Here is an 18,907-nt window from a genome sequence, read left to right on the forward strand (position 1 = left end):
AGGCGTCCTGGCCGGCTAGGCCGGCGAGGTACCTGGCCAGCGCCCGCGGCGCGGACCGGGGTGCCACCGCCTCAACGGCGGCGTTGTAGTTGGTGTTGGTGTTCACGTCATAGGTGAGCAGCCGGCCGTCGGCCGCTTCGATGAATTCGATGCCGCAGACCTCAATCCCGTTGCGCCGGGCGAAGTCCAGGTACTTGGCGATCACCGGCGAGTCGAAGTCCTCGCGCAGGCTGAACAGCTGGGTGTCTGCGTCGGGGGCGATGGTGGCCCCCGGGGGCATCACGGGCCGGCCGGTGACCGGGTCAATGGCGCAGGCGTCGGCCGGGCAAAGCTGGAAGCCGCCGCGGGCGGTATCCGCCCGGATCGCGTAAATGAACTCGCCGCCGACAATCTCCGCCCGGGTAATAAAGGGTTCGGCGGCAACAATGAATTCCTGGACCAGGGTGATGCCGTCCACAGGTTCCTCGAACTCCTCCGAGGCAACGTAATCCGCCAGCTCGCCGTGCGACTCGAACTTCCGCACCCCGAGGCCCTTGCCGCCCTGGTTGTGCTTGAGGATGAACGGGGCTTCAAATTCCTTCGCAGCCGCCAGGATCTGGTCGCGGCCCACCGCTGCCACGGTGCGCGGGGTGTCAATGCCCGCAGCGCGCAGCGCGGTCAGCTGGTCCACCTTGCTCATTTCCATCTCCAGCACGCGGCGGCCGTTCACCGTGCGTCGGCCGTGCGCCTCAAGCCAGGACAGCACGGAGCGGGCATAGTCCTTGGACAGCCCGTGGTCGCGGGTATGCGCGGAGGCACTGATCCGGGACCAGAAAATCCCTTCCGGCGGTACGGCGTCCAGGTCCAGCACCCCGTCGGTGAGCAGCCATTCCTCCACGTGGATCCCCTCTGCCTCGAAGGCGCGCGCAAAGGGCGGAAACCATTCGGGATTCTCATGCAGGGCATAAACCGTGGGGGTGCTCATGGGGTTCGCTTTCGCCGGTGTACTCGTTGGTCCTGACGCGTCCCGGTGGGGCGCACCGCCACCCTAGGCCCGCCGTCGTTCTCCCGCCAGCCCGTGTGACGCTGCACGACGGCGGGGGCGGGCGCCCGGGAGCGGCCTAGCGTCCCCTGCCGGCGAGTTTGGCTACCAGCGTCTGCGGCGCCAGCTTGCTCACGGCGGCCACTGCCCGGTACCGCCTGGAGGGGATGGACATGCCCTTCCCGGCAAACGCATCGGCGAGCCCCTCGCGCACCACCTGCTCAACCTGCAGCCACATCCACTTGGGGTAGACGCTCTTGTCCATCTGCATGCGCTGGTGGAACTCGGTGTGCACAAATCCCGGGCACACGGCGGTGACGGTGATGCCGCGGTCCTTGTAGTAGATGTTGGCCCAGCGGCTGAAGTTGATCAGCCACGCCTTGGCGGCACTGTAGGTCCCGCGCGGCAGCAGGCCGGCAAGGGAGGCCACGTTGATGATCCGGCCGCCGCCGCCCGCCTGCATGGCGTTCAGCGCCGCATGGCTGAGCTTCAACGGAGCCGTCACCAGCACATTGAGGTGGTCCACCTCGGCATCAAGGTCATTCCGGGCAAAGTCGTTCTTCAACCCGTAGCCGGCGTTGTTCACCAGGATCCGGACGTCGGGCTCCTGCACCCGCCGGGCCACGGCGGCCACGCCGTCCTCGGTGGAAAGGTCCGCCCCGATGTATTCCGTTTTTACCGAGTGTTGCTCCGCGAGCCGTGCGGCGGCATCCGCCAGCCGCCCGGTGTCCCGGCCGGTGAGCACCAGGTTGTAGCCGCGTTCGGCCAGACGGCGGGCGAATTCCGCACCGATGCCGGAGGTTGCCCCTGTGATTACTGCTGTCTGCGTCATAGCCGCCACTTTGCTATGTCCCTGCAGCTTTGGCAACGCGGCAGGCTCCTTCCCGAACGGGCTTGCCGCCCTCCCGGCGCGGGCCTAGCGTGAAGAAAACACCACCTGCCGGAAATGGGCCCCATGCCGGAATCCGCCACCCCTTCAGGCCCCGTCCCCCCGCACGGATGGCGGGACCGCACCGATGCCGGCCGTCAGCTGGGCGCAGCGCTGACGGCCTATGCCGATGCACCCCAGCTGCTGGTGCTGGGCCTGCCCCGCGGCGGTGTGCCGGTGGCAGCGGAGGTGGCGGCCGCCCTGGACGCCCCGCTGGATGTGGTGGTGGTCCGCAAAATCGGATATGCGTTGCAGCCCGAGCTCGCCGCCGGGGCGGTCGCCGGGATAGCGGGAATCACCGGAGTGGTGCGGAACCATGACGTGCTTAGCTACTGGCGCAGCCGCAGCAGCCGGGCGGACACAATGTTTGAGGCTGCCGCCGAGGAAGAGCTGGCCGAAGTGCGGCGGCGGGAAGAGCTGTTCCGGCCCGGAACCCCGGTGCGGGCGGTGCCGGGGGCAACAGTGATCCTGGTGGATGACGGCCTGGCCACCGGCTCCACTATGCGCGCGGCGCTGGGGGTGGTCCGCCGGCTGGCCCCGGCCTGGCTGGTGGCTGCCGCCCCCGTGGCCTGCGGCAGCGCGGCGGACATCCCGGCGTCGCTGGCCGACGACGTCGTGGTGCCGTGGGCACACAGCGGACTGGACGCCGTCGGACTGGCCTATGACAGTTTTCCGCAGACCACGGACGCGGAGGTCCGGTTCTTTCTCGGGGTGGGCGGGCCTTAGGGGCCGCAGTGACTCTGGCTGCTGGGAAGGCGCACGGGCAGACTGTCCGCTTATGGAGACCACGCAGAGCAGTGCACAGCCGCGTCCGAACTTCTCCGGTGCCGGGTATGTCGCCCTGGGCAGCTCCTACGCTGCCGGCCCGGGGCTGGGGATTCCGGTCCCCCGCTCAGCGCCGGGTGCCCGCCGCACCGACGCGAACTATCCCCACCGCCTGGCGTCCGCCCTGGACCTGATGCTCACCGACGTCACCAGTTCCGGGGCGGTCACTGCGGACATTCTGTACCGCCGGCAGTTCGGCCAGCCGCCCCAGGCGGACGCGCTGACTCCGGACACGGACCTGGTCACCATCACTGTGGGAGGCAATGACATTGGCTACGTCACGGGTCTGGTGGCCGCCGGTTTGCCGCCCGGTCCGGCCCGGCTCGCCGGGCTGGCAGGCGGACTGCAGCGGCTGGGCACCGGGGGCCTGGACCGGCAGCTGGTCCTGCTCGAAGCCTCCCTCACCATGGTGGGCGAACTGGTCCGCCGGCGCGCGCCGCGGGCACGGGTCCTTTTTGTCCAGTACCTTCCCGTGCTGCCGCCGGACCCTGTGGTCCGTGTGCCACGGATGAGTACCCGGCAGGCAGCGTCCGGGCGCAGGTTCTTTACGCATCTGGCCGGTGCAACGGCGCGTGCGGCCGCGGCTACCGGGGCAACTCTGGTTCCGGTAGCCGCTGCGGGTGCGGACCACCATGCCTGGTCCGATGACCCCTGGACCACCGCGGGCATCCGGCCGCGGCCGGGCGGCCCGCTGCCCTTTCACCCAAACACGGAAGGCATGGCGGCCGTGGCCGCAATGATCGGGGCGGAGCTGACGGGTTCCGGCGCCGCTCCCTAGAGAAGCAGGGCGTGCCCGGCGGATACTTGAGGCGGGTCCAGCCGGTCCGTGGGGGCAATCTCTCTGGAGGTCCTAAGCATGTCCGCATCAGGAAGCAGTTCATATCGTCAGGACAACGGGTTTGCACTGGACGCCCTGAATCTTGCCAGATCCGCCATCCGCGGGATCCGCATCGGGCTGGGAATCACCGGCCTGGTATCCGTAATTCTTGGCCTGCTGGTCCTTTTCTGGCCCGGAGCGACACTGGAGGTCCTCGCTTTTCTCTTTGGACTCTATTTCCTGGTTGCCGGCATTATCCGTGTGCTGCTGGGCATCTTTACCGGAATCGGCGTCGGCCTGAAGATCCTGAACATTCTTGTAGGGCTGGCCCTGCTGGTGGTTGGCGTTATTGCCATCCGGAATCCGGCGGCAACCCTGACTGCGCTCGCACTGCTGCTGGGCATCGCCTGGATCGTGGAGGGCGTCATGAGCCTGGCCGAGTCCGACCGCGGGGGCTCGCGCTGGTTCGCCATTGTGCTGGGCATCCTCAGCATCCTCGCCGGAATTGCGGTGCTGATCCTGCCGCTGGGCTCCCTTGCCGTGCTGGTGATTTACGGCGGCATTTTCCTGATCGTCCTTGGCGCCCTCCAGCTGATTCGGGCATTTACCTTCGGCCGCGGGCTGCCGCGCACGGCATAGCCTGCCAGCCCCTGTCCCCGCGGTGCACACAGCATCCAGCGTTCTTACAGCAGACACCCAGCGGGTGTTAACACAGCGCTAACCTGCAGGCGCTGCCGCGCGTAACATCGGGCCGCCACCCTTGAGGGAGCGTCTCCGCCGCGGCTGCGGCGGGACTGCCGGTCAGTAATGGGGGCTGATCCATCCCTTGCCCCGCCGGCTGCACCTGCCCTTCCCTGAATGTCTGGTCTGTGTTCCGGGGGGGGGCACGTAAACAGCGGGCACCCGACCCGAACGGGAGTACCTCCATGGACTCTGGAAACACGGCCTGGCTGCTGGCCAGTTCCGCGCTGGTCTGTCTGATGATCCCCGGCATCGCTTTTTTCTACGGCGGCATGGTGGGTTCACGGCGAATCCTGAACATGATGATGATGTGCTTTGGCGGAGCCAGCCTGGTAGCCGTCCTCTGGGTGCTGTACGGCTATTCCGCGGCCTTCGGCAACTCACTGGGCGGCGTAGGGCTGCTGGGAAACCCGCTGGAGTTCTTCGGACTGTCTGAACTGCTCACCGAGGATCCCGCAGCATCCATCCCGCTGGCACTATTCGCCGCCTTCCAACTGATGTTCGCGTGCGTCACCACGGCCCTGGTGGCCGGGTCCGCCGCCGGGCGGATGAAATTCGGCGCGTGGATGGTCTTCGCCGGCCTCTGGGCGTCGCTGGTCTACTTCCCGGTAGCGCACTGGGTCTTCGCCTTCGACAATGCCGACGGAACGGTGACCGGCGGCTGGATTGCCAACCAGCTGGGCGCCATCGACTTTGCCGGCGGCACCGCGGTGCATTTGAACGCCGGGGTTGCCGCCCTGGCACTGGCCCTTGTCCTGGGCCGGAGCAAGGGCTGGCCGCACTCACACGGCCAGCCGCACAGCCGGCCGCTGATCCTCCTCGGAGCCAGCCTGCTGTGGATCGGCTGGTACGGGTTCAACGCCGGGTCTGCGCTGAGCGCCGGGCACTCGGCCGCCGTCGTTTTCCTGAATACCGCTGTGGCCGCTGCGGCCGGCCTGCTCGGCTGGGCGCTGATGGAACGTATGCGCCTGGGCCGCTCCTCCAGCCTCGGAGCGGCGTCCGGACTGATTGCCGCCCTCGTGGCCATCACCCCGGCCTGCGGTGCCGTCAGCCCGCTGGGAGCCGTAGCCATTGGGGCAATTGCCGGGCTGGTCTGCTCGCTGGCCATTGAGCTGAAGTTCCGGCTGGGCTTTGACGATTCCCTGGACGTGGTGGGTGTCCACGCCGTCGGCGGCCTGCTGGGCACTCTGCTGATCGGCCTGTTCGCCACCGACGCGGCACCCAACGGGGTCAGCGGCCTGTTCTACGGCGGTGGTTTCTCGCTGCTGGGCATCCAGGCGCTGGCCTGCCTTGCGGTGCTGGTGTACTCGTTCGCGGTGACCTGGCTGATTGCCAAGGTGCTGCAGCTGACCATCGGGCTGCGCATCCCGGAGGAGAGCGAACTCAAGGGCATTGACCTGATCGCCCACTCCGAATCCGCCTACCGCAATGACGAAGAACCCGTGGAACTCGGCGCACCGGCCCGCTCCTAGCCTCCTCATAGGGCAGGCCGGTTCGCTGAAAGGAGGAACGGACGCACCCTTCACGGGTGCGTCCGTTCCGTTATCCCGGCTCAGAGATCGTCGTAAAGCCCCTCCTCCTGCGCCAGGTAGGTGTCCAGCAGCCGCCGGGAATGTTCGCCCGCGGCACCCTCCTGTGCCAGCCCGTCCTTCATGGTTTGCGCCTGGGCAGCTCCGGCGGGGAAGGGCGGCAACAGCGGCACAGCCGGATCGGTCACGACTTCGATCAGGAACGGCCGCTTGGCGGCGAGCGCCACGTCCCAGGCCTCCCCCAGCAGTTCCGGGTCCTCCACCCGGACACTTTCCAGGCCCAGCAGTTTGGCGTATTCGGCGTATTTGAAGTCCGGCAGCGACTGGCTGTCCTCGAACCGCGGGTCCCCCTCCATCTCGCGCTGCTCCCAGGTCACCTCCGCCAGTTCGCGGTTATTCAGCACACACAGGACAAACCGCGGGTCCTCCCACTTCTGCCAGAGCCGGCTCAGGGTGATCAGCTCGCTCACGCCGGCCATCTGCATGGCACCGTCCCCGGAGAGCGCCACCACCGGACGGTCGGGAGCAGCAAGTTTCGCCGCCAGTCCGTACGGCACGGAGCAGCCCATGGACGCCAGGGTGCTGGAGAGGTGCGCCGGCACCCCTTCCGGCAGCTGGAGCTGCCGGGCGTACCAATAGACGGAACTGCCGACGTCGACCGCCACCTGCGCGTTGTCCGGCAGCCGCTTGTTCAGTTCCCAGACCACGCGTTCCGGGTTGACCGGATCTGCGTCGGTCATGGCGCGGACCCGGGCCAGCTCGTGCCAGCGGCGTACGCTTTCCTCCACCTTGCCCCGCCAGGGTGTATCCGGCCTGGCCTCCAGCAGGGGAATGAGGGCATCCAGTGCGGGACCGGCGTCTGAGGTAATGCCCACCTCCACCGGGTACCGGTTGCCGATGGCCGAGGCATCCCGGTCAATCTGCACGGCCCGGGCCGATCCGGGCGTTGGATAGAACTCGGTCCAGGGGTCATTGGAACCGATGATCAGCAGGGTGTCGCAGTTATCCAGCACGTAGCCTGCGGACGCGGTGCCCAGATGCCCCATGGTCCCCGCGGCCAGGGGCGCCGTTTCATCCACGTAGGGCTTGCCGAGCAGGCTGGTGGTGATACCCGCACCAATCTTCTCCGCCAGGGCATGGACCTGCGCCCGCGCGTGCCGGGCACCCTGGCCTACCAGCAGCGCCACCTTCTGCCCGGAATTGATCAGGTCTGCCGCGGCCTGCACATCAGCCTCGCCGGGCTGGGTGCGGGCGGGACGGAACACCGGGACGGTGTTCAGGATGCCGTGTTCCTGTTCCAGCTCAGGGGCCGGGGCCTGCTGCACATCATGCGGAATGATCACGACGGCGGGTGTGCCGGTGGCGAGCGCCTTCTTGAAAGCCCGGTCCAGGACCAGCGGCACCTGTTCCGGGGAATTGACCTGCTGCCGGAAGGCCGAGGCCACGTCCCGGGTCAGGTTCATCAGGTCCACCTCCTGCATATAGGAGGACCCAAGCACGCTGCGGGACTGCTGGCCGACAATGGCGACCACGGGGACACCGTCCAGCCGTGCGTCATACAGTCCATTGAGCAGGTGGATGGCTCCCGGGCCCTGCGTGGACATCACCACACCCACTCCGCCGGTGTATTTGGCGTGCCCCACAGCCATAAAGGCGGCGTTTTCCTCGTGCCGGACCTGGATGAATTCGGGATCTCCGCTGCGGCGCATGGCGCCGAGCACGGTGTTGATCCCATCGCCGCTGTACCCGAAGACGCGCTGCACGTTCCAGGCTTTCAGGCGATCGACAATCACATCAGCAACAAGCCGTTCACTCATGTTTCGTCCTTCCGCGTTCCGTCCGGCCGGAGCCGCCCGGCGGCCGGATGCGCACATAGTCAGGGTGCTTATGGTGCTTTCCTTTCAACCTATCCCCTTCGCGGCGTCCACGCCTCACCCGCCCATGATGTCCGGCGTCCTGATCCCGTTCCGGCACCACCGCCGGCTCCCGTCCCCTGCCTTTCGGCGGACGCTGCGCGTAATCTTGCAGCATGCCCAAGGTCATCTATTACGTAGCTTCGTCCCTGGATGGCTTTATTGCGACAGCCGACAACAACCTGGACTGGTTGCTGCAGTTCGGCTTCGAGCCCTTCCAGGCGCACTATGACCGGTTCATCGCCGGAGTCGGTGCGGTGATTATGGGTGGAGAAACCTACCGCTGGCTCCGTGCCGAGGAACCGGATGCCTGGGCCTACAGCCAGCCGTGCTGGGTGCTGACTTCCCGGGAGGAAACCCCGCCGCCGCAGGGCGACATACGGTTTGCCGCCGGGAACGTGAAGCAGGTACTTGACGAAGCCCGGGACGCCGCCGGGGAGCGCAACGTCTGGGTGGTGGGAGGCGGCAATGTGGCGGTGCAGTTTGCTGACGCCGGCCTGCTGGACGAACTGTGGGTGACCTACATGCCCGTTGCCCTGGGCAGCGGGCGGCGGCTTCTTCCGGTGGACCGCCCCACCCAGCCCATGCAGCTAGTGGCCACCACCCAGTTCAACGGCGGGGCGGCCGAGCTCCGGTTCTCCGTCCGCTAATTCCAACCGGCCGCCCATTCCCTCATCCGGCGGCATAAGAGTACTGTTTTTCACCGCATTGGAATCCTCCGCCGCGGAACACATTAGAGGGCATATTTATGCACCCCGGGCTGGCAATTAAGGCCGCGCGGAACCTGTAAAGTGTGCAGTTGAATCCGCTCTGGGCCCCGGGCGGGGATTGCATCAGAAGAAAAGCAGGCGCTGGGACACATGAAGACTGATATCCGGACCCGGAACAACGTTCGAGTGCTCGGACGCACGGAGGGCCCGGTATTGCTTTTCGCGCACGGGTTCGGCTGCGACCAGGGGATGTGGCAGCATGTGCTGCCGTATTTCACCGATGACTACAAGGTGGTCGTCTTTGACCACGTGGGCGCCGGCGGCTCGGACCTCGATGCCTATGAACCGGAAAAGTACTCCACGCTGGACGGCTACGTTTCCGACGTCCTGGAACTGTGTGAGGACCTTGACCTGGAGGATGTCACCTTCATCGGCCACAGCGTCAGCGCCATGATGGCCGTGGCCGCGGCGGCAAGGAAGCCCGACCGGCTGAGCCGGATCATCCTCGTGGCTCCCTCCGCCAGCTACATGGACTACCCGGAGGACGGATATACAGGCGGTTTCAGCCGCGCCGACCTCGACGACCTGCTGGTCTCCCTGGACACCAATTATCTGGTCTGGGCAGCAACCATGGCACCGGTCATCATGGGAAACCCCGACACTCCCGCCCTGGGCACCCGCTTGGAGGACAGCTTCTGCCGGGTCAACCCGGCCATCGCCCGCCAGTTCGCACGGGTGGCCTTCCTGTCCGACGTCCGCCACCTGCTGAAGGACGTTTCCCTTCCCACACTGATCATGCAGGCCTCCGCAGACCTGCTCGCCCCGGATCACGTGGGCGTCTATCTGCAGGAACGCATCCCCGGCAGCACGCTGGTGCGGATGGAAGCCACCGGCCACCTTCCGCATGTGAGCGCGCCCAAGGAGACGGCAGGCATCATCTCGCAGTATCTGCAGCAGTCGACGTAACCGTGGAGCAGCTTTTCCCCCTCGACTACGAGGCGTTGTTCAACAATGCCCCGGCCGGACACATCCTGACCCTGACGGACGGAACCGTCGTGTCCGCCAACACCATGCTCCTCTCCTGGATCGGCAAGTCCCTGGAGGAGCTGCGCGGCACCAGCCTGCTCCAGCTGCTCCCCGTGGGTGACCGCATTGTCTACACCACCCACGCCATGCCGCAGCTGGGAATGAAAGCGACTTTCGCCGAGCTCGCCGTCGACCTCCTGGGACCCGAAGGCCGGCGCATCCCGGTGCTGCTCTCCGCTACCCGCACCCCCGCCACCGCCGACCGCCCGGCGCTTGACCAGGTGGTGGCGTTCTACGCGCATGAGCGGCGGCTGTATGAACGGGACCTGATTTCCGCCCTGCGCACCGCGGAAGAGGCCGAAGCCGCACGCGCTGAGGCCGAAGCCACTCTGACCGCTCAGACCGTGGTGTTGCAGGAGAAGGACGTGGTGCTGCAGGCCTCCCTGTTGGAGAGCCTGCGCAAGGAGCTGATGCTCGAGTCCATCCTCAACACCGTGCGGGTGGGTGTGGTGGTCATTGACGAGGAAGGGCGGCGCCTGCTCACCAACCCCCGCCAGCAGTTCCACGAACGCCTGGCCGCCCCCAGTTTCACCCGGCGCCCCTCCGAGGCCGAGTTGCTCATTTTCGGGCCGGACCGCATCACCCCGGTTCCGCCGGCCGAGCGTCCGGTGCAGCGGGCATCGGAGGGGCACTCCTTCTCCGACCAGCTGGTCTGGTACGGCGAGGGCGAGGAGCAAAAGGCACTTAGCGTCTCGGCCCGTTCCATGCACGGCGACGACGACGCGTTTCAGGGCTCGGTGATCGCGTACAGCGACGTCACGGGCCTGGTGAATGCGGTGGCTGCCAAGGACGACTTCGTGGCCAATGTGTCCCACGAGCTGCGCACCCCGCTGACCTCCATCATGGGGTACCTGGAACTGGCGCTGGATGAGGAAGACGCCATCCCCTCCTATGTGGCGTCCTCCCTGAAGGTGGCGCAGCGGAACTCCGAGAAACTGCTGCACCTGGTCTCGGACCTGCTCTCCGCCGCGGCCGGTTCCGCCAGCATGGAGCTGGAGGTCACCGACCTCAGCGAGCTGATCCGCGCAGGCATCACCTCTGCGGCCCCGCGCGCGGAAATGAACGGCGTCGACATTGTCACCGAGCTGCCCGAGAACCTGCCGGCCATGCTGGATCCCAAGCGGATGGCGCAGGTCCTGGACAACCTGCTCTCCAACGCGGTCAAGTACTCCCCCGACGGCGGACAGGTCACGGTCAGCGCGTGGCGCACGGAAGCCGGGACCACGGTGCTGCGGGTCGCCGATTCCGGCATCGGCATGACCGGCGCCGAGCAGGCCGAGGTCTTTACCAAGTTCTTCCGCTCGGGCACGGCCCGCAGGGCACAGATCCCCGGCGTCGGCCTTGGCCTGGTGATTTCCAAGCGCATTGTGGAAGAGCACGGCGGCACCATCGCCTTGGAGAGCGAATCCGGCAAGGGCACTGTATTTACGGTCACACTGCCCTGATCCAGCTTGCCAGCGAACTGATTTTGCGGCCGAATGCACGGTGTGCAATCATCCGAAGGTAAAAGGCCCGGCCGTGTGTACGCACCGGCCCGGGCAGGAAGCAGCCTCCCGGGCGAGCGCGGTTGAACGGATTTCGGTAATGGCAGGAACCACAGGGGTGCGCAGGATTGCTCACCGGCTGGGCTCATTTTCAGTGGTGGGCACCGTCGCGTTTGTGGTGGATGTGGGCCTGTTCAACATCCTCTCGGCCACCCTGATCCAGGACAGCCCCATCTTGGCCAAGACCATTTCCGTGCTGGCCGCCACCACCGTGTCATGGCTGGGCAGCCGGTACATTACCTTCCGGAAACTCCGTACACGCAGCATCCGCAGTGAAACGCTGCTCTTTGCCCTGACCAACCTCGTGGGGCTGCTGATCTCCGCCGGCTGTCTCTACGTCTCGCACTACCTGCTGGGCTTCCAAAGCCAGTTCGCGGACAACATTTCCGGCAACGTGGTAGGTATCGCACTGGGCAACATCTTCCGGTATTTCGCCTACCGGTACGTGGTGTTCAACGGCCCCAGCGAGCACGCGGATGCTTCCCGGCCGGAACCGGAAAGCAGCCGCGCGGCCTGAGCGGCAGGGGCTCAGCGCTTCTTGGGAATGCGGATCAGCTTCCGGTTCACAAACTCGGCCATCCCGTACCGGGCCAGTTCCCGGCCCACGCCCGAACGCTTGACGCCGCCGAAGGGCAGGTCCTCCTGCGTACCGGAAGTGCCGTTGATCCAGACCATACCGGTCTCCAGCCGGTCAGCCACCTCCAGCGCCCTGCCTTCATCGGTGCTGAACACGGCCCCGCCCAGACCGAAGGGCGAGTTGTTGGCCAGCTCCACTGCTTCATCGGCGTTGGCGACCTTGTAAATCACGGCCGCCGGCCCGAACAGTTCCTCCGAGAAGGCACGCATGTCCTCAGTGACGTCGGTCAGGACTGTCGGCTGGACGTAGGATCCGGGACGGTCGATCCTCCCGCCGCCGGTGCGCAGGGTGGCGCCCCGCTCCACGGCGTCGCGTATCTGTTCCAGCAGCCCGTCCGCGGCGGACTGTGAGGAGAGCGGACCAAACCGCGTCTCCGGCTGCAGCGGGTCTCCGGGCTCGATGGCCGCCATGCGGGCGGTGAACTTCTCCACGAACTCCTCGTAGAGCTCCTCCACCACAATGAACCGTTTCGCCGCATTGCAGGCCTGCCCGGTGTTACCCATCCGCCCGGCAACCGCTGCCTTGACCGTCGCGTCCAGGTCTTCGGAGTCCAGGACAATGAACGGGTCGCTGCCGCCCAGTTCAAGGACATACTTCTTCAGGTTGCGTCCGGCCACTTCGGCGACGGCGGCACCGGCACGTTCGCTGCCGGTCAGCGACACACCCTGGATGCGCGGGTCGGCAATGATGTCCGCGGCCTGCTCGTTGGTGGCGAAGATGTTGGTGTAGGCACCGGAGGGGACACCGGCATCGGCGAAAATCTGTTCCATGGCCAGCGCGGACTGCGGGCAGTTGTTGGCGTGCTTGAGCAGCACCGTATTGCCCAGCATCAGGTTCGGCGCCGCGAAACGTGCCACCTGATAGTAGGGATAGTTCCACGGCATGATCCCCAGCAGGGCACCAACGGGCAGGGTACGCACCACGGCGCTGCCACCGCCCCGGGGATCAAGCTGTTCATCCGCCATAAAGCCGGGCCCCTCGGTGGCGTAGTACTCGTAGATGTTGGCGGAGAGCGCCACTTCACCCTTGGCTTCGCGCAGCGGCTTGCCCATTTCCAGGGCAATGAGGGCGGCGAGTTCGTCGGAACGCTCCCGGTAGAGTTCGGCGACGCGTGAGAGAACCTTGCTGCGGTTTTCCACCGGTTCGGCACGCCAGTGGGTAAAAGCGGCATGGGCTGAATCGATGGCCTGGCGGATTTCGCCGTCGGTGGCCGTGGGGAATTCCTGAAGGGTCTCTCCAGTGGACGGATTTACGCTCTTGTAAGCAGTCATGTGCGCCACGCTACCCGCGCGTATCGCGTCTGTAAAAGCACGGATTCCGGGGACTAAATCCGGTTGTTTCAGTGTTTAGGCGGACATTTTTTGCTAGGAATGCCGGGGCGCGTCCGGCGATTCTTCGCTGGTGCCGTTTCCGTTCCGGCGCAGGCGCGGCAGCTTCAGTTTCGGTCGCGGCCAGCCGGCTCCGGGACGCTCCGCTGGCCGTGCCCGCCGCGGCAGCCGGACGTTGAACTCCCCCGGCCCGGGCAGCCGCCAGCCGCGCCGCCGGGCCAGGATGCACAGCACGGCGGCCGTGCCGATGGCCACGCCCATGCCCACGTTCTGCAGGCCCATGTTGTACAGGACAGCCATTTCCACGGCGGCCACCAGTGCACCGGTGGCGTACAGCGTGTTGCCACCGAAAATGGCGGGCACCCGGCCCACCACAATGTCGCGGATCATGCCGCCGCCCACGGCCGTGGCCACACCGATGAGGATGGCCGGCAGCCAGTCCAGGTTCACGGCGAGTGCCTTGGCAGTGCCGGTCGCGGCCCAGCAGCCCAGCGCGAACGCGTCGATCACTATGAGGAAGCGGTTGGCCCATTTGCCTTTGAGCTCAATGGCGTAGGCGATGAAGGCACCGGCGAGGGCGGTGATGAGGTAGGCGGGGTTGGTCAGCGCCACCGGTGTCCCTTCCTGCAGCAGGGTATCCCGCAGGACACCGCCGCCCAGGGCGGATGTCAGGGCCAGCACGATGAACCCCACCGGGTCCATCCGCAGCTGCCGGGCGACGGCTCCACCCAAAACGCCGTTGGCCAGCACACCGGCCAGGTCGACGACGTCGAAGACCGCCGCCGGGTCAAAGTAATTCACGCCGCTCCTGCTGTTGATCTGCCCCTTGTGCCGCCGTTCATTCTACGCGGGCCGGCACGCCGGCAGCGGTGCCGCAGCCGGGAATCCGCGGCCGCGGACCCTGATGCGGCACGTCCGGTACCGCTGGAGCGGGCAGGGCATCACGGCATCAGCCGTCCCCCTGCGGATAGTCCTCGTCGCTTCCCGGAACGTCGGTGTTCTGTTCCAGGATGTCGGCCTCGGACCCGTCGGGGTACACCCGGCCTTCCGGACCTGCGTCACCGGCCCCCGGCACCTCCGGGATTTCCTGCTCGATACCGTCAGTGCCGTCCCGGTGGATTTCCCCCGCGGGCCCGGCATCTCCTGCACCGGGAACGGCGGGAATGTCCTGCTCCGCCCGGTCAGCTTCGGAACCGCCGGGAATCAGCGGAAGATCGGTGTCCTTATCCATCTGAGTGCCTCCAATGCGAGCTGGCGTGACCGCGGCGGCGGCCGCTTTGGTCCTTCCTGTGTATCACCGAATCCTCCGCGGCTGAATAGCCTGCGGAACCGGTCAGGCGTCCTGCAGGTCAAGCACCACTTTGATGTCCTCGCCCTGATCTTCAAAGGCCCGGGCATAGTCAGCGAGCGGGACCCGGCGGGAGATGATCTTCTCCAGCCATCCCGTGTCGGTCCGTGCCAGCACTTCAGCGGCCTTCAGGTAATGCCTGCGGTTGGCATTGACGGTTCCAAAGACCACCCGGTTGTCCATGACCAGTCCCAGGTTCAGGGCGCCCAGGTCCAGGGGCTCCTCGGCACCGGTTTCGGAGACACCGGTCAGGCAGGTGACGGAGTTTTTGGCGCCGCGGTGCAGGACCTCCCGGATCACCGCGGGCGCACCTGTGCATTCGATGATGATGTCCGCGCTGATGCCTGAATCCGTGAGGCTGTCCGTGTGGAACACAGCCCCCAGTTCCTTCACCAGATCCGCCTTGGGTCCGTCTTCCTCCAGGTCAAAGACGTGCACTTCGAGTCCGCGCTGCACTCCGAACAGGGCGGCCAGCAGGCCCACCGGTCCGGCGCCGGTCACGGCGGCTACCCGCGGACGGAAATAGGCACGGCTGCCAATCCGGTCAATCTGCTCCCAGGCCTTGGCCAGGATGGTGGCCGGCTCCAGCAGCACTCCCACCCGGTCCAGTGACGGGTCCAGTTTCACCATCTCTTCCGGTTCGCCGCGCCAGCGTTCGCGGGCAAAACCGTCCATCCCTTCAATGCCGTGCTCGGTATAGGTGCCGGTATGGCACATGTCCCATTCGCCCGCAGCACAGGCAGGGCACTTCTCGGCACAGGGCCGGCGGACAATACCCACCACCAGGTCTCCGGCGGCAAGCCCGGAATCTTCCGGCGCCTCCAGCACGCGGCCAAGGTTCTCGTGTCCCATCACCAGATAATCCCGGTTGGCGGGTGCCGTGCCGAACTCAGCGGCAATAACCTCCCGGTCGGTGGCACACAGTCCCACCGACAGGATCTCCACCAGCACGCTGCCTTCCGCTGCATCCGGTTCCGGCAGGTCCCTCAGCTCCAGCGAATCCTTTTGTCCGGGGCTGATTGTCAGTGCCTGCATGTCCATCCCTTCGCGCACGGGGCCGTTTGCCCTCTGCATCCCACATTAGTGCCGGAGGCAGAAGGTGCTTCAACGCCAGTACACGGGGCCGGACACGCGGAAAGGCCCGCCCCTTCAGGGGCAGGCCTTTCGCCTGGTGTGGAGATGGGGGGAATCGAACCCCCGTCCGGTGTTGTTTTGCCAGGGCTTCTCCGGGCGCAGTATGCGTCGGATTTTCTCGGCCCCGGCCATCCTGCATACAGGTGGCCGGTCCGGGCCCAGCCGTCAAAAAGTCCCGAACACCCCGACGGCGGAAGTGTTCAGCAGTGGCCCTCTAAACGACGCCAGGATCCGGAGCGAGAGCGACTCCGGGCTGACGGACTACTCCGGCTGCTTAGGCAGCGAGAGCGAAGTCAGTGCGCATAGGTTTGGCACTTATTTTTTTGCAGAGAGCGTTAACGAGATAACTCTGCGTTCTCGGCCCGCTTCCCCTGGCACAACCAACATCGTCGAAACCGATCATCCCCGTATTGACTTGCCAATCAACAAGTTGCCAATCAAGCGGCGGCGCCGGTGTCCCGGCTTCCGCTGCGGGCCCTGTTCCGCCCGCATCAGGTATAACGACGACGCCGGGCCGATGATTCCCGCTCTGCCCTGCCTTGTGCCGCGGGCTTGTTGCCGCGCAGGCTGCCGCCGGCACCGCCGGGCCGGGACCGTTGTCCCCGCCCGGCAGCCAGGGAGAATCAGCGCTTACGGCCGAAGACCAGCGAGGCCAGGGCCACGGCGCCGGTCACGGTATAGACGGACGGCCAGGCCCCCATTTTCTTGGCCAGCGGGTGGGACAGGCCGAACGCGGCCACGTAGCCGGCGGTGAGGGCTGCAGCCTTGCCCGTGCCGGCGTCGCGCTTCCACAGGGCAAAGGCAGCGGCACCTGCGGCGGCAAGGACGGCTCCACCAAGCTGGCGGTTGCCGGTGTCACGGGCGGTCTTGTAGCCGCCGATCAGGCCGGCACTGGTAATCAGGGGGGTCAGCAGGGACAACGTATCTCTCCTCGGGTAGACAACAACCCCAGCTTAGGCCGGGCAAAGGACTGTGCGCACGGCGGGTCAGTGGCTGGTGGTGCCCTGCCTGGATTCCAGGACCGGCGGGATCAGGGCATCTGAGACCACACCGGTAATCCAGGCATAGACCGTCTTGTGCCAAACATCCACTGCGGTCTCGGACAGCGGCCACGAGGTGGGCGGGGCTCCGATGCCGGTGGCGTTTTCAAGTGTCTGGTCCGTGGCCAGGCGGACAACGCTGAAGGTCGTGTTCGCAACCGGGCCGCGGATCCCGGTGACGGACCAGACCCCGCGCAGGGCACCGAGAACCGCGCCCGTCCCCCAGTGCATGGCGTGGTTCCAGAGCGGTGGCCGGGCATCGGCAGCGGGTTTTTGGCCCAGCAGGCTCAGCAGGGTGCGGGCCGGAACGTAGGAATTGGGCCTCCGGGTCACAGCCTGTTCCAGTTTTTCGCCGGCGGTCATTGCTGCTACACCGGCCAGTCCGGCAACTGCGCCCTGCCCTGCTGCTTTCAAGAGCTTGCGTCCTCGGAAATCTGACATATCTGCCTCCTCGTGTGCTCGGCCTTTGCCCACCACCATAGGAGAACCGGCGGACATTTTCCTGTCCGGGCGCCCGTTGCCAAGGCACCGTAGACTGGCACTTTCCGGGCGGCGAAAGACGTGGGCAGAGGAGAATGCGGTTATGTCCTTCCCTACTCTGAGGCAGCTGCAGGACAGGCTGACGGCGTTGGCCGGATCCTGTACCGGAACCCTCGTCATTGGCGTCACAGGTGCGCCGGGGGCGGGCAAAACCACCCTGGTTGAGGCCCTGGTCCGTGCCCTGAACCCGGAACACCAGCCCGTGGAGTCCCGCCGCTTTGCCCATGTGCCGATGGACGGTTTCCACCTCTCGGACCGGGAACTGGACCGGCAGGGCCTGCGGGAGCGCAAAGGTGCCCCGGAAACCTTCGACGCATACGGCTACGCTGCCCTGCTGGACCGGCTGCTCTCCGCCGGGCGTACCGACGTCGTCTACGCCCCGGGGTTCGAGCGGACTCTGGAGCAGCCGCTGGCCGGGGATATCCCGGTTTTCCCGGCAGCCCGGATCATCCTCACCGAAGGCAACTACCTCCTGCTGGACCGCCCCGAGTGGGAACAGGTACGTGCCCGCTGCGCAGAGGTCTGGTACTGCGAACCGGAGGAGGACCTGCGGGTGCAGCGCCTGGTGGAACGGCATATCCGCTTCGGCAAAAGCCCGCAGGCAGCCGCCGCCTGGGTACAGAAGGTGGACCAGCCCAACGCGGAGCTGGTCCGGGCCTCCCGCGGGCGGGCCGACGTGCTGATCCGCGGTTTCCGTAACCTGCCCTGATCACTGCCCGGCTTGGGCCGTGCCCCACGCTCGCGTATAAAAGGACGCAGACCGTACGCGCTTGACCCGGGCCCCCTGCGGCCCCGAACAGGAGACAAAGCATGGACGCAGACGCATCCCCCCGGACGCTGCTGGAAACCGGAGCCGCACTGGAACAGGTGGGTACGGGCGCGGTCTGGGCCGAGGGACCCTGCTGGGTGCCCGGACGCAACGCCGTACGGTACAGCGATGTGCGCAGCAACCGGATCCTGGAATACAGCGAAACCAGCGGTGAGCTCAGCGTCTACGGCCAGGACGTGGAGTTCACCAACGGCCGCGCCCTGGACGCGGACGGGTCGGTGGTCCAGTGCTCGCACGGGCGCCGCGCCATTGAACGGGACCGCGACGGCGCCGTGGAAACCCTGGTGGACCGTTTCGGCGGGGTGCGCTTCAACTCCCCCAACGACGTCGTTGTGAAGTCCGACGGCACCATCTGGTTCTCGGATCCCTCCTATGGCATCGACAACCCGGCCGAAGGCCACCCCGGCGAGCTGGAGTACGGGGACCGGTACGTGTTCCGTTTTGACCCGGCCAGCGGGGAACTCACCGCAGTCATCACGGACATCATGGCGCCCAACGGGCTGGCATTCTCACCGGATGAGTCCGTCCTCTATGTCTCGGACACTGCCGAGGAGACCGTCTCCCCCGCCGGTCCCGCCCAGGCCGACGGCAATCCGATCCGTGCCTACGACGTCGTGGACGGCCGGCAGGCGAAGAACGGCCGGGTGTTCGTGCGGGTAGCCCCGGGCGTACCGGACGGTTTCCGGGTGGATACGGACGGCAACATCTGGTCCTCCGGCGGGGACGGGGTGCGGGTCTTCTCCCCGGCCGGGGAACTGCTGGAACACATTCCGGTGCCGGAGACGGTCAGCAACGTCTGCTTCGGCGGCGCAGACGGCCGGACCTTGTACATGACTGCCACGTCCGGCCTGTACCGGATCCGCACCACCGCTACCGACGCCGCCGCTGCCCTCCGCGCCGGGCACTAGCGCTCCTCCTGCCGTCCCGGCCCCCAGCG

19 protein-coding genes and 1 other RNA gene are annotated in these 18,907 nt (G+C 66.6%); 10 read left to right on the top strand and 10 right to left on the bottom strand.

Going from position 1 to position 18,907, the window contains the following annotated elements; translation table 11 throughout:
* Positions 1 to 964, bottom strand: a 964-nt coding sequence (locus AC5RVB_RS11885) for an ATP-grasp domain-containing protein (RefSeq protein ID WP_227902797.1), incomplete at its 3' end; no start/stop codon positions are given.
* Positions 965 to 1,100: 136 nt separating this feature from the next.
* A complete protein-coding gene (locus AC5RVB_RS11890; RefSeq protein WP_494142797.1) occupies positions 1,101 to 1,853 on the bottom strand; it encodes an SDR family NAD(P)-dependent oxidoreductase in 753 nt (250 codons plus the stop codon).
* A gap of 123 nt (positions 1,854 to 1,976) precedes the next feature.
* Here AC5RVB_RS11890 and AC5RVB_RS11895 point away from each other — a divergent pair, with 123 nt between their 5' ends.
* The 4 genes from AC5RVB_RS11895 (at position 1,977) to AC5RVB_RS11910 (ending at position 5,804) form a co-directional block, all read left to right on the top strand.
* Positions 1,977 to 2,675 carry a phosphoribosyltransferase gene (locus AC5RVB_RS11895; RefSeq protein WP_494142798.1) on the top strand — a complete coding sequence of 233 codons (699 nt, stop codon included), beginning with the start codon at positions 1,977 to 1,979 and terminating at the stop codon, positions 2,673 to 2,675.
* Positions 2,676 to 2,727: 52 nt separating this feature from the next.
* Positions 2,728 to 3,552 (top strand): SGNH/GDSL hydrolase family protein, encoded by an 825-nt coding sequence (locus AC5RVB_RS11900; protein ID WP_227902800.1) that lies wholly within the window; start codon positions 2,728 to 2,730, stop codon positions 3,550 to 3,552.
* A 78-nt stretch (positions 3,553 to 3,630) separates the two neighbouring features.
* Positions 3,631 to 4,230: an HdeD family acid-resistance protein gene (locus tag AC5RVB_RS11905; RefSeq protein ID WP_227902801.1), complete on the top strand. Its 600-nt coding sequence runs from the start codon at positions 3,631 to 3,633 to the stop codon at positions 4,228 to 4,230.
* 287 nt (positions 4,231 to 4,517) lie between these two features.
* Positions 4,518 to 5,804, top strand: a complete 1,287-nt coding sequence (locus AC5RVB_RS11910) for an ammonium transporter (RefSeq protein WP_227902802.1) — start codon at positions 4,518 to 4,520, stop codon at positions 5,802 to 5,804.
* 80 nt (positions 5,805 to 5,884) lie between these two features.
* Here the strand turns inward: AC5RVB_RS11910 and AC5RVB_RS11915 are convergent, their stop codons facing one another.
* Entirely contained in the window at positions 5,885 to 7,678 is a 1,794-nt protein-coding gene (locus AC5RVB_RS11915) for a thiamine pyrophosphate-requiring protein (protein ID WP_494142799.1), read from the bottom strand.
* Positions 7,679 to 7,890: 212 nt separating this feature from the next.
* Here AC5RVB_RS11915 and AC5RVB_RS11920 point away from each other — a divergent pair, with 212 nt between their 5' ends.
* From AC5RVB_RS11920 to AC5RVB_RS11935, 4 genes are all read left to right on the top strand, one after another.
* Complete coding sequence (locus AC5RVB_RS11920) at positions 7,891 to 8,424, top strand: dihydrofolate reductase family protein (protein WP_494142800.1); 534 nt, start codon at positions 7,891 to 7,893, stop codon at positions 8,422 to 8,424.
* A 210-nt stretch (positions 8,425 to 8,634) separates the two neighbouring features.
* Complete coding sequence (locus tag AC5RVB_RS11925) at positions 8,635 to 9,450, top strand: alpha/beta fold hydrolase (protein ID WP_494142801.1); 816 nt, start codon at positions 8,635 to 8,637, stop codon at positions 9,448 to 9,450.
* Positions 9,451 to 9,452: 2 nt separating this feature from the next.
* Positions 9,453 to 11,015: an ATP-binding protein gene (locus AC5RVB_RS11930; RefSeq protein WP_227928436.1), complete on the top strand. Its 1,563-nt coding sequence runs from the start codon at positions 9,453 to 9,455 to the stop codon at positions 11,013 to 11,015.
* A gap of 139 nt (positions 11,016 to 11,154) precedes the next feature.
* A complete protein-coding gene (locus tag AC5RVB_RS11935; protein WP_227902807.1) occupies positions 11,155 to 11,631 on the top strand; it encodes a GtrA family protein in 477 nt (158 codons plus the stop codon).
* A gap of 11 nt (positions 11,632 to 11,642) precedes the next feature.
* Here AC5RVB_RS11935 and AC5RVB_RS11940 read toward each other — a convergent pair whose 3' ends face one another.
* From AC5RVB_RS11940 to AC5RVB_RS11970, 7 genes are all read right to left on the bottom strand, one after another.
* Positions 11,643 to 13,022, bottom strand: a complete 1,380-nt coding sequence (locus tag AC5RVB_RS11940; protein ID WP_227928434.1) for an NAD-dependent succinate-semialdehyde dehydrogenase — start codon at positions 13,020 to 13,022, stop codon at positions 11,643 to 11,645.
* Between the two features lie 93 nt (positions 13,023 to 13,115).
* Entirely contained in the window at positions 13,116 to 13,880 is a 765-nt protein-coding gene (locus AC5RVB_RS11945) for a trimeric intracellular cation channel family protein (RefSeq protein ID WP_227928433.1), read from the bottom strand.
* A 148-nt stretch (positions 13,881 to 14,028) separates the two neighbouring features.
* Positions 14,029 to 14,310: a hypothetical protein gene (locus AC5RVB_RS11950; RefSeq protein WP_227928432.1), complete on the bottom strand. Its 282-nt coding sequence runs from the start codon at positions 14,308 to 14,310 to the stop codon at positions 14,029 to 14,031.
* Between the two features lie 102 nt (positions 14,311 to 14,412).
* On the bottom strand, positions 14,413 to 15,462 hold the full coding sequence (locus tag AC5RVB_RS11955) for a glucose 1-dehydrogenase (RefSeq protein ID WP_227928431.1): 1,050 nt from the start codon (positions 15,460 to 15,462) through the stop codon (positions 14,413 to 14,415).
* A 136-nt stretch (positions 15,463 to 15,598) separates the two neighbouring features.
* Positions 15,599 to 15,968, bottom strand: a transfer-messenger RNA (tmRNA) gene (gene ssrA, locus AC5RVB_RS11960).
* Positions 15,969 to 16,184: 216 nt separating this feature from the next.
* Complete coding sequence (locus AC5RVB_RS11965) at positions 16,185 to 16,481, bottom strand: hypothetical protein (RefSeq protein ID WP_227902812.1); 297 nt, start codon at positions 16,479 to 16,481, stop codon at positions 16,185 to 16,187.
* Between the two features lie 66 nt (positions 16,482 to 16,547).
* Positions 16,548 to 17,042, bottom strand: a complete 495-nt coding sequence (locus tag AC5RVB_RS11970) for a hypothetical protein (RefSeq protein WP_227902813.1) — start codon at positions 17,040 to 17,042, stop codon at positions 16,548 to 16,550.
* A gap of 142 nt (positions 17,043 to 17,184) precedes the next feature.
* Between AC5RVB_RS11970 and AC5RVB_RS11975 the strand changes: the two genes are divergently transcribed.
* Together AC5RVB_RS11975 and AC5RVB_RS11980 are read left to right on the top strand one after the other, a co-directional pair.
* Positions 17,185 to 17,850 carry a nucleoside/nucleotide kinase family protein gene (locus tag AC5RVB_RS11975; protein ID WP_494142802.1) on the top strand — a complete coding sequence of 222 codons (666 nt, stop codon included), beginning with the start codon at positions 17,185 to 17,187 and terminating at the stop codon, positions 17,848 to 17,850.
* Positions 17,851 to 17,951: 101 nt separating this feature from the next.
* Complete coding sequence (locus tag AC5RVB_RS11980) at positions 17,952 to 18,878, top strand: SMP-30/gluconolactonase/LRE family protein (protein WP_227928426.1); 927 nt, start codon at positions 17,952 to 17,954, stop codon at positions 18,876 to 18,878.
* Positions 18,879 to 18,907 lie beyond the last annotated feature (29 nt).

The sequence above is a fragment of the Arthrobacter sp. Y3225209 genome, from assembly GCF_059090685.1.

Excerpts from the sequence above, each read along its gene's own strand:
- AC5RVB_RS11890 (WP_494142797.1), bottom strand. The coding sequence starts at position 1,853 with ATGACGCAGACAGCAGTAATCACAGGGGCAACCTCCGGCATCGGTGCG.
- AC5RVB_RS11895 (WP_494142798.1), top strand. The coding sequence starts at position 1,977 with ATGCCGGAATCCGCCACCCCTTCAGGCCCCGTCCCCCCGCACGGATGG.
- AC5RVB_RS11900 (WP_227902800.1), top strand. The coding sequence starts at position 2,728 with ATGGAGACCACGCAGAGCAGTGCACAGCCGCGTCCGAACTTCTCCGGT.
- AC5RVB_RS11905 (WP_227902801.1), top strand. The coding sequence starts at position 3,631 with ATGTCCGCATCAGGAAGCAGTTCATATCGTCAGGACAACGGGTTTGCA.
- AC5RVB_RS11910 (WP_227902802.1), top strand. The coding sequence starts at position 4,518 with ATGGACTCTGGAAACACGGCCTGGCTGCTGGCCAGTTCCGCGCTGGTC.
- AC5RVB_RS11915 (WP_494142799.1), bottom strand. The coding sequence starts at position 7,678 with ATGAGTGAACGGCTTGTTGCTGATGTGATTGTCGATCGCCTGAAAGCC.
- AC5RVB_RS11920 (WP_494142800.1), top strand. The coding sequence starts at position 7,891 with ATGCCCAAGGTCATCTATTACGTAGCTTCGTCCCTGGATGGCTTTATT.
- AC5RVB_RS11925 (WP_494142801.1), top strand. The coding sequence starts at position 8,635 with ATGAAGACTGATATCCGGACCCGGAACAACGTTCGAGTGCTCGGACGC.
- AC5RVB_RS11935 (WP_227902807.1), top strand. The coding sequence starts at position 11,155 with ATGGCAGGAACCACAGGGGTGCGCAGGATTGCTCACCGGCTGGGCTCA.
- AC5RVB_RS11940 (WP_227928434.1), bottom strand. The coding sequence starts at position 13,022 with ATGACTGCTTACAAGAGCGTAAATCCGTCCACTGGAGAGACCCTTCAG.
- AC5RVB_RS11950 (WP_227928432.1), bottom strand. The coding sequence starts at position 14,310 with ATGGATAAGGACACCGATCTTCCGCTGATTCCCGGCGGTTCCGAAGCT.
- AC5RVB_RS11955 (WP_227928431.1), bottom strand. The coding sequence starts at position 15,462 with ATGCAGGCACTGACAATCAGCCCCGGACAAAAGGATTCGCTGGAGCTG.
- AC5RVB_RS11970 (WP_227902813.1), bottom strand. The coding sequence starts at position 17,042 with ATGTCAGATTTCCGAGGACGCAAGCTCTTGAAAGCAGCAGGGCAGGGC.
- AC5RVB_RS11975 (WP_494142802.1), top strand. The coding sequence starts at position 17,185 with ATGTCCTTCCCTACTCTGAGGCAGCTGCAGGACAGGCTGACGGCGTTG.
- AC5RVB_RS11980 (WP_227928426.1), top strand. The coding sequence starts at position 17,952 with ATGGACGCAGACGCATCCCCCCGGACGCTGCTGGAAACCGGAGCCGCA.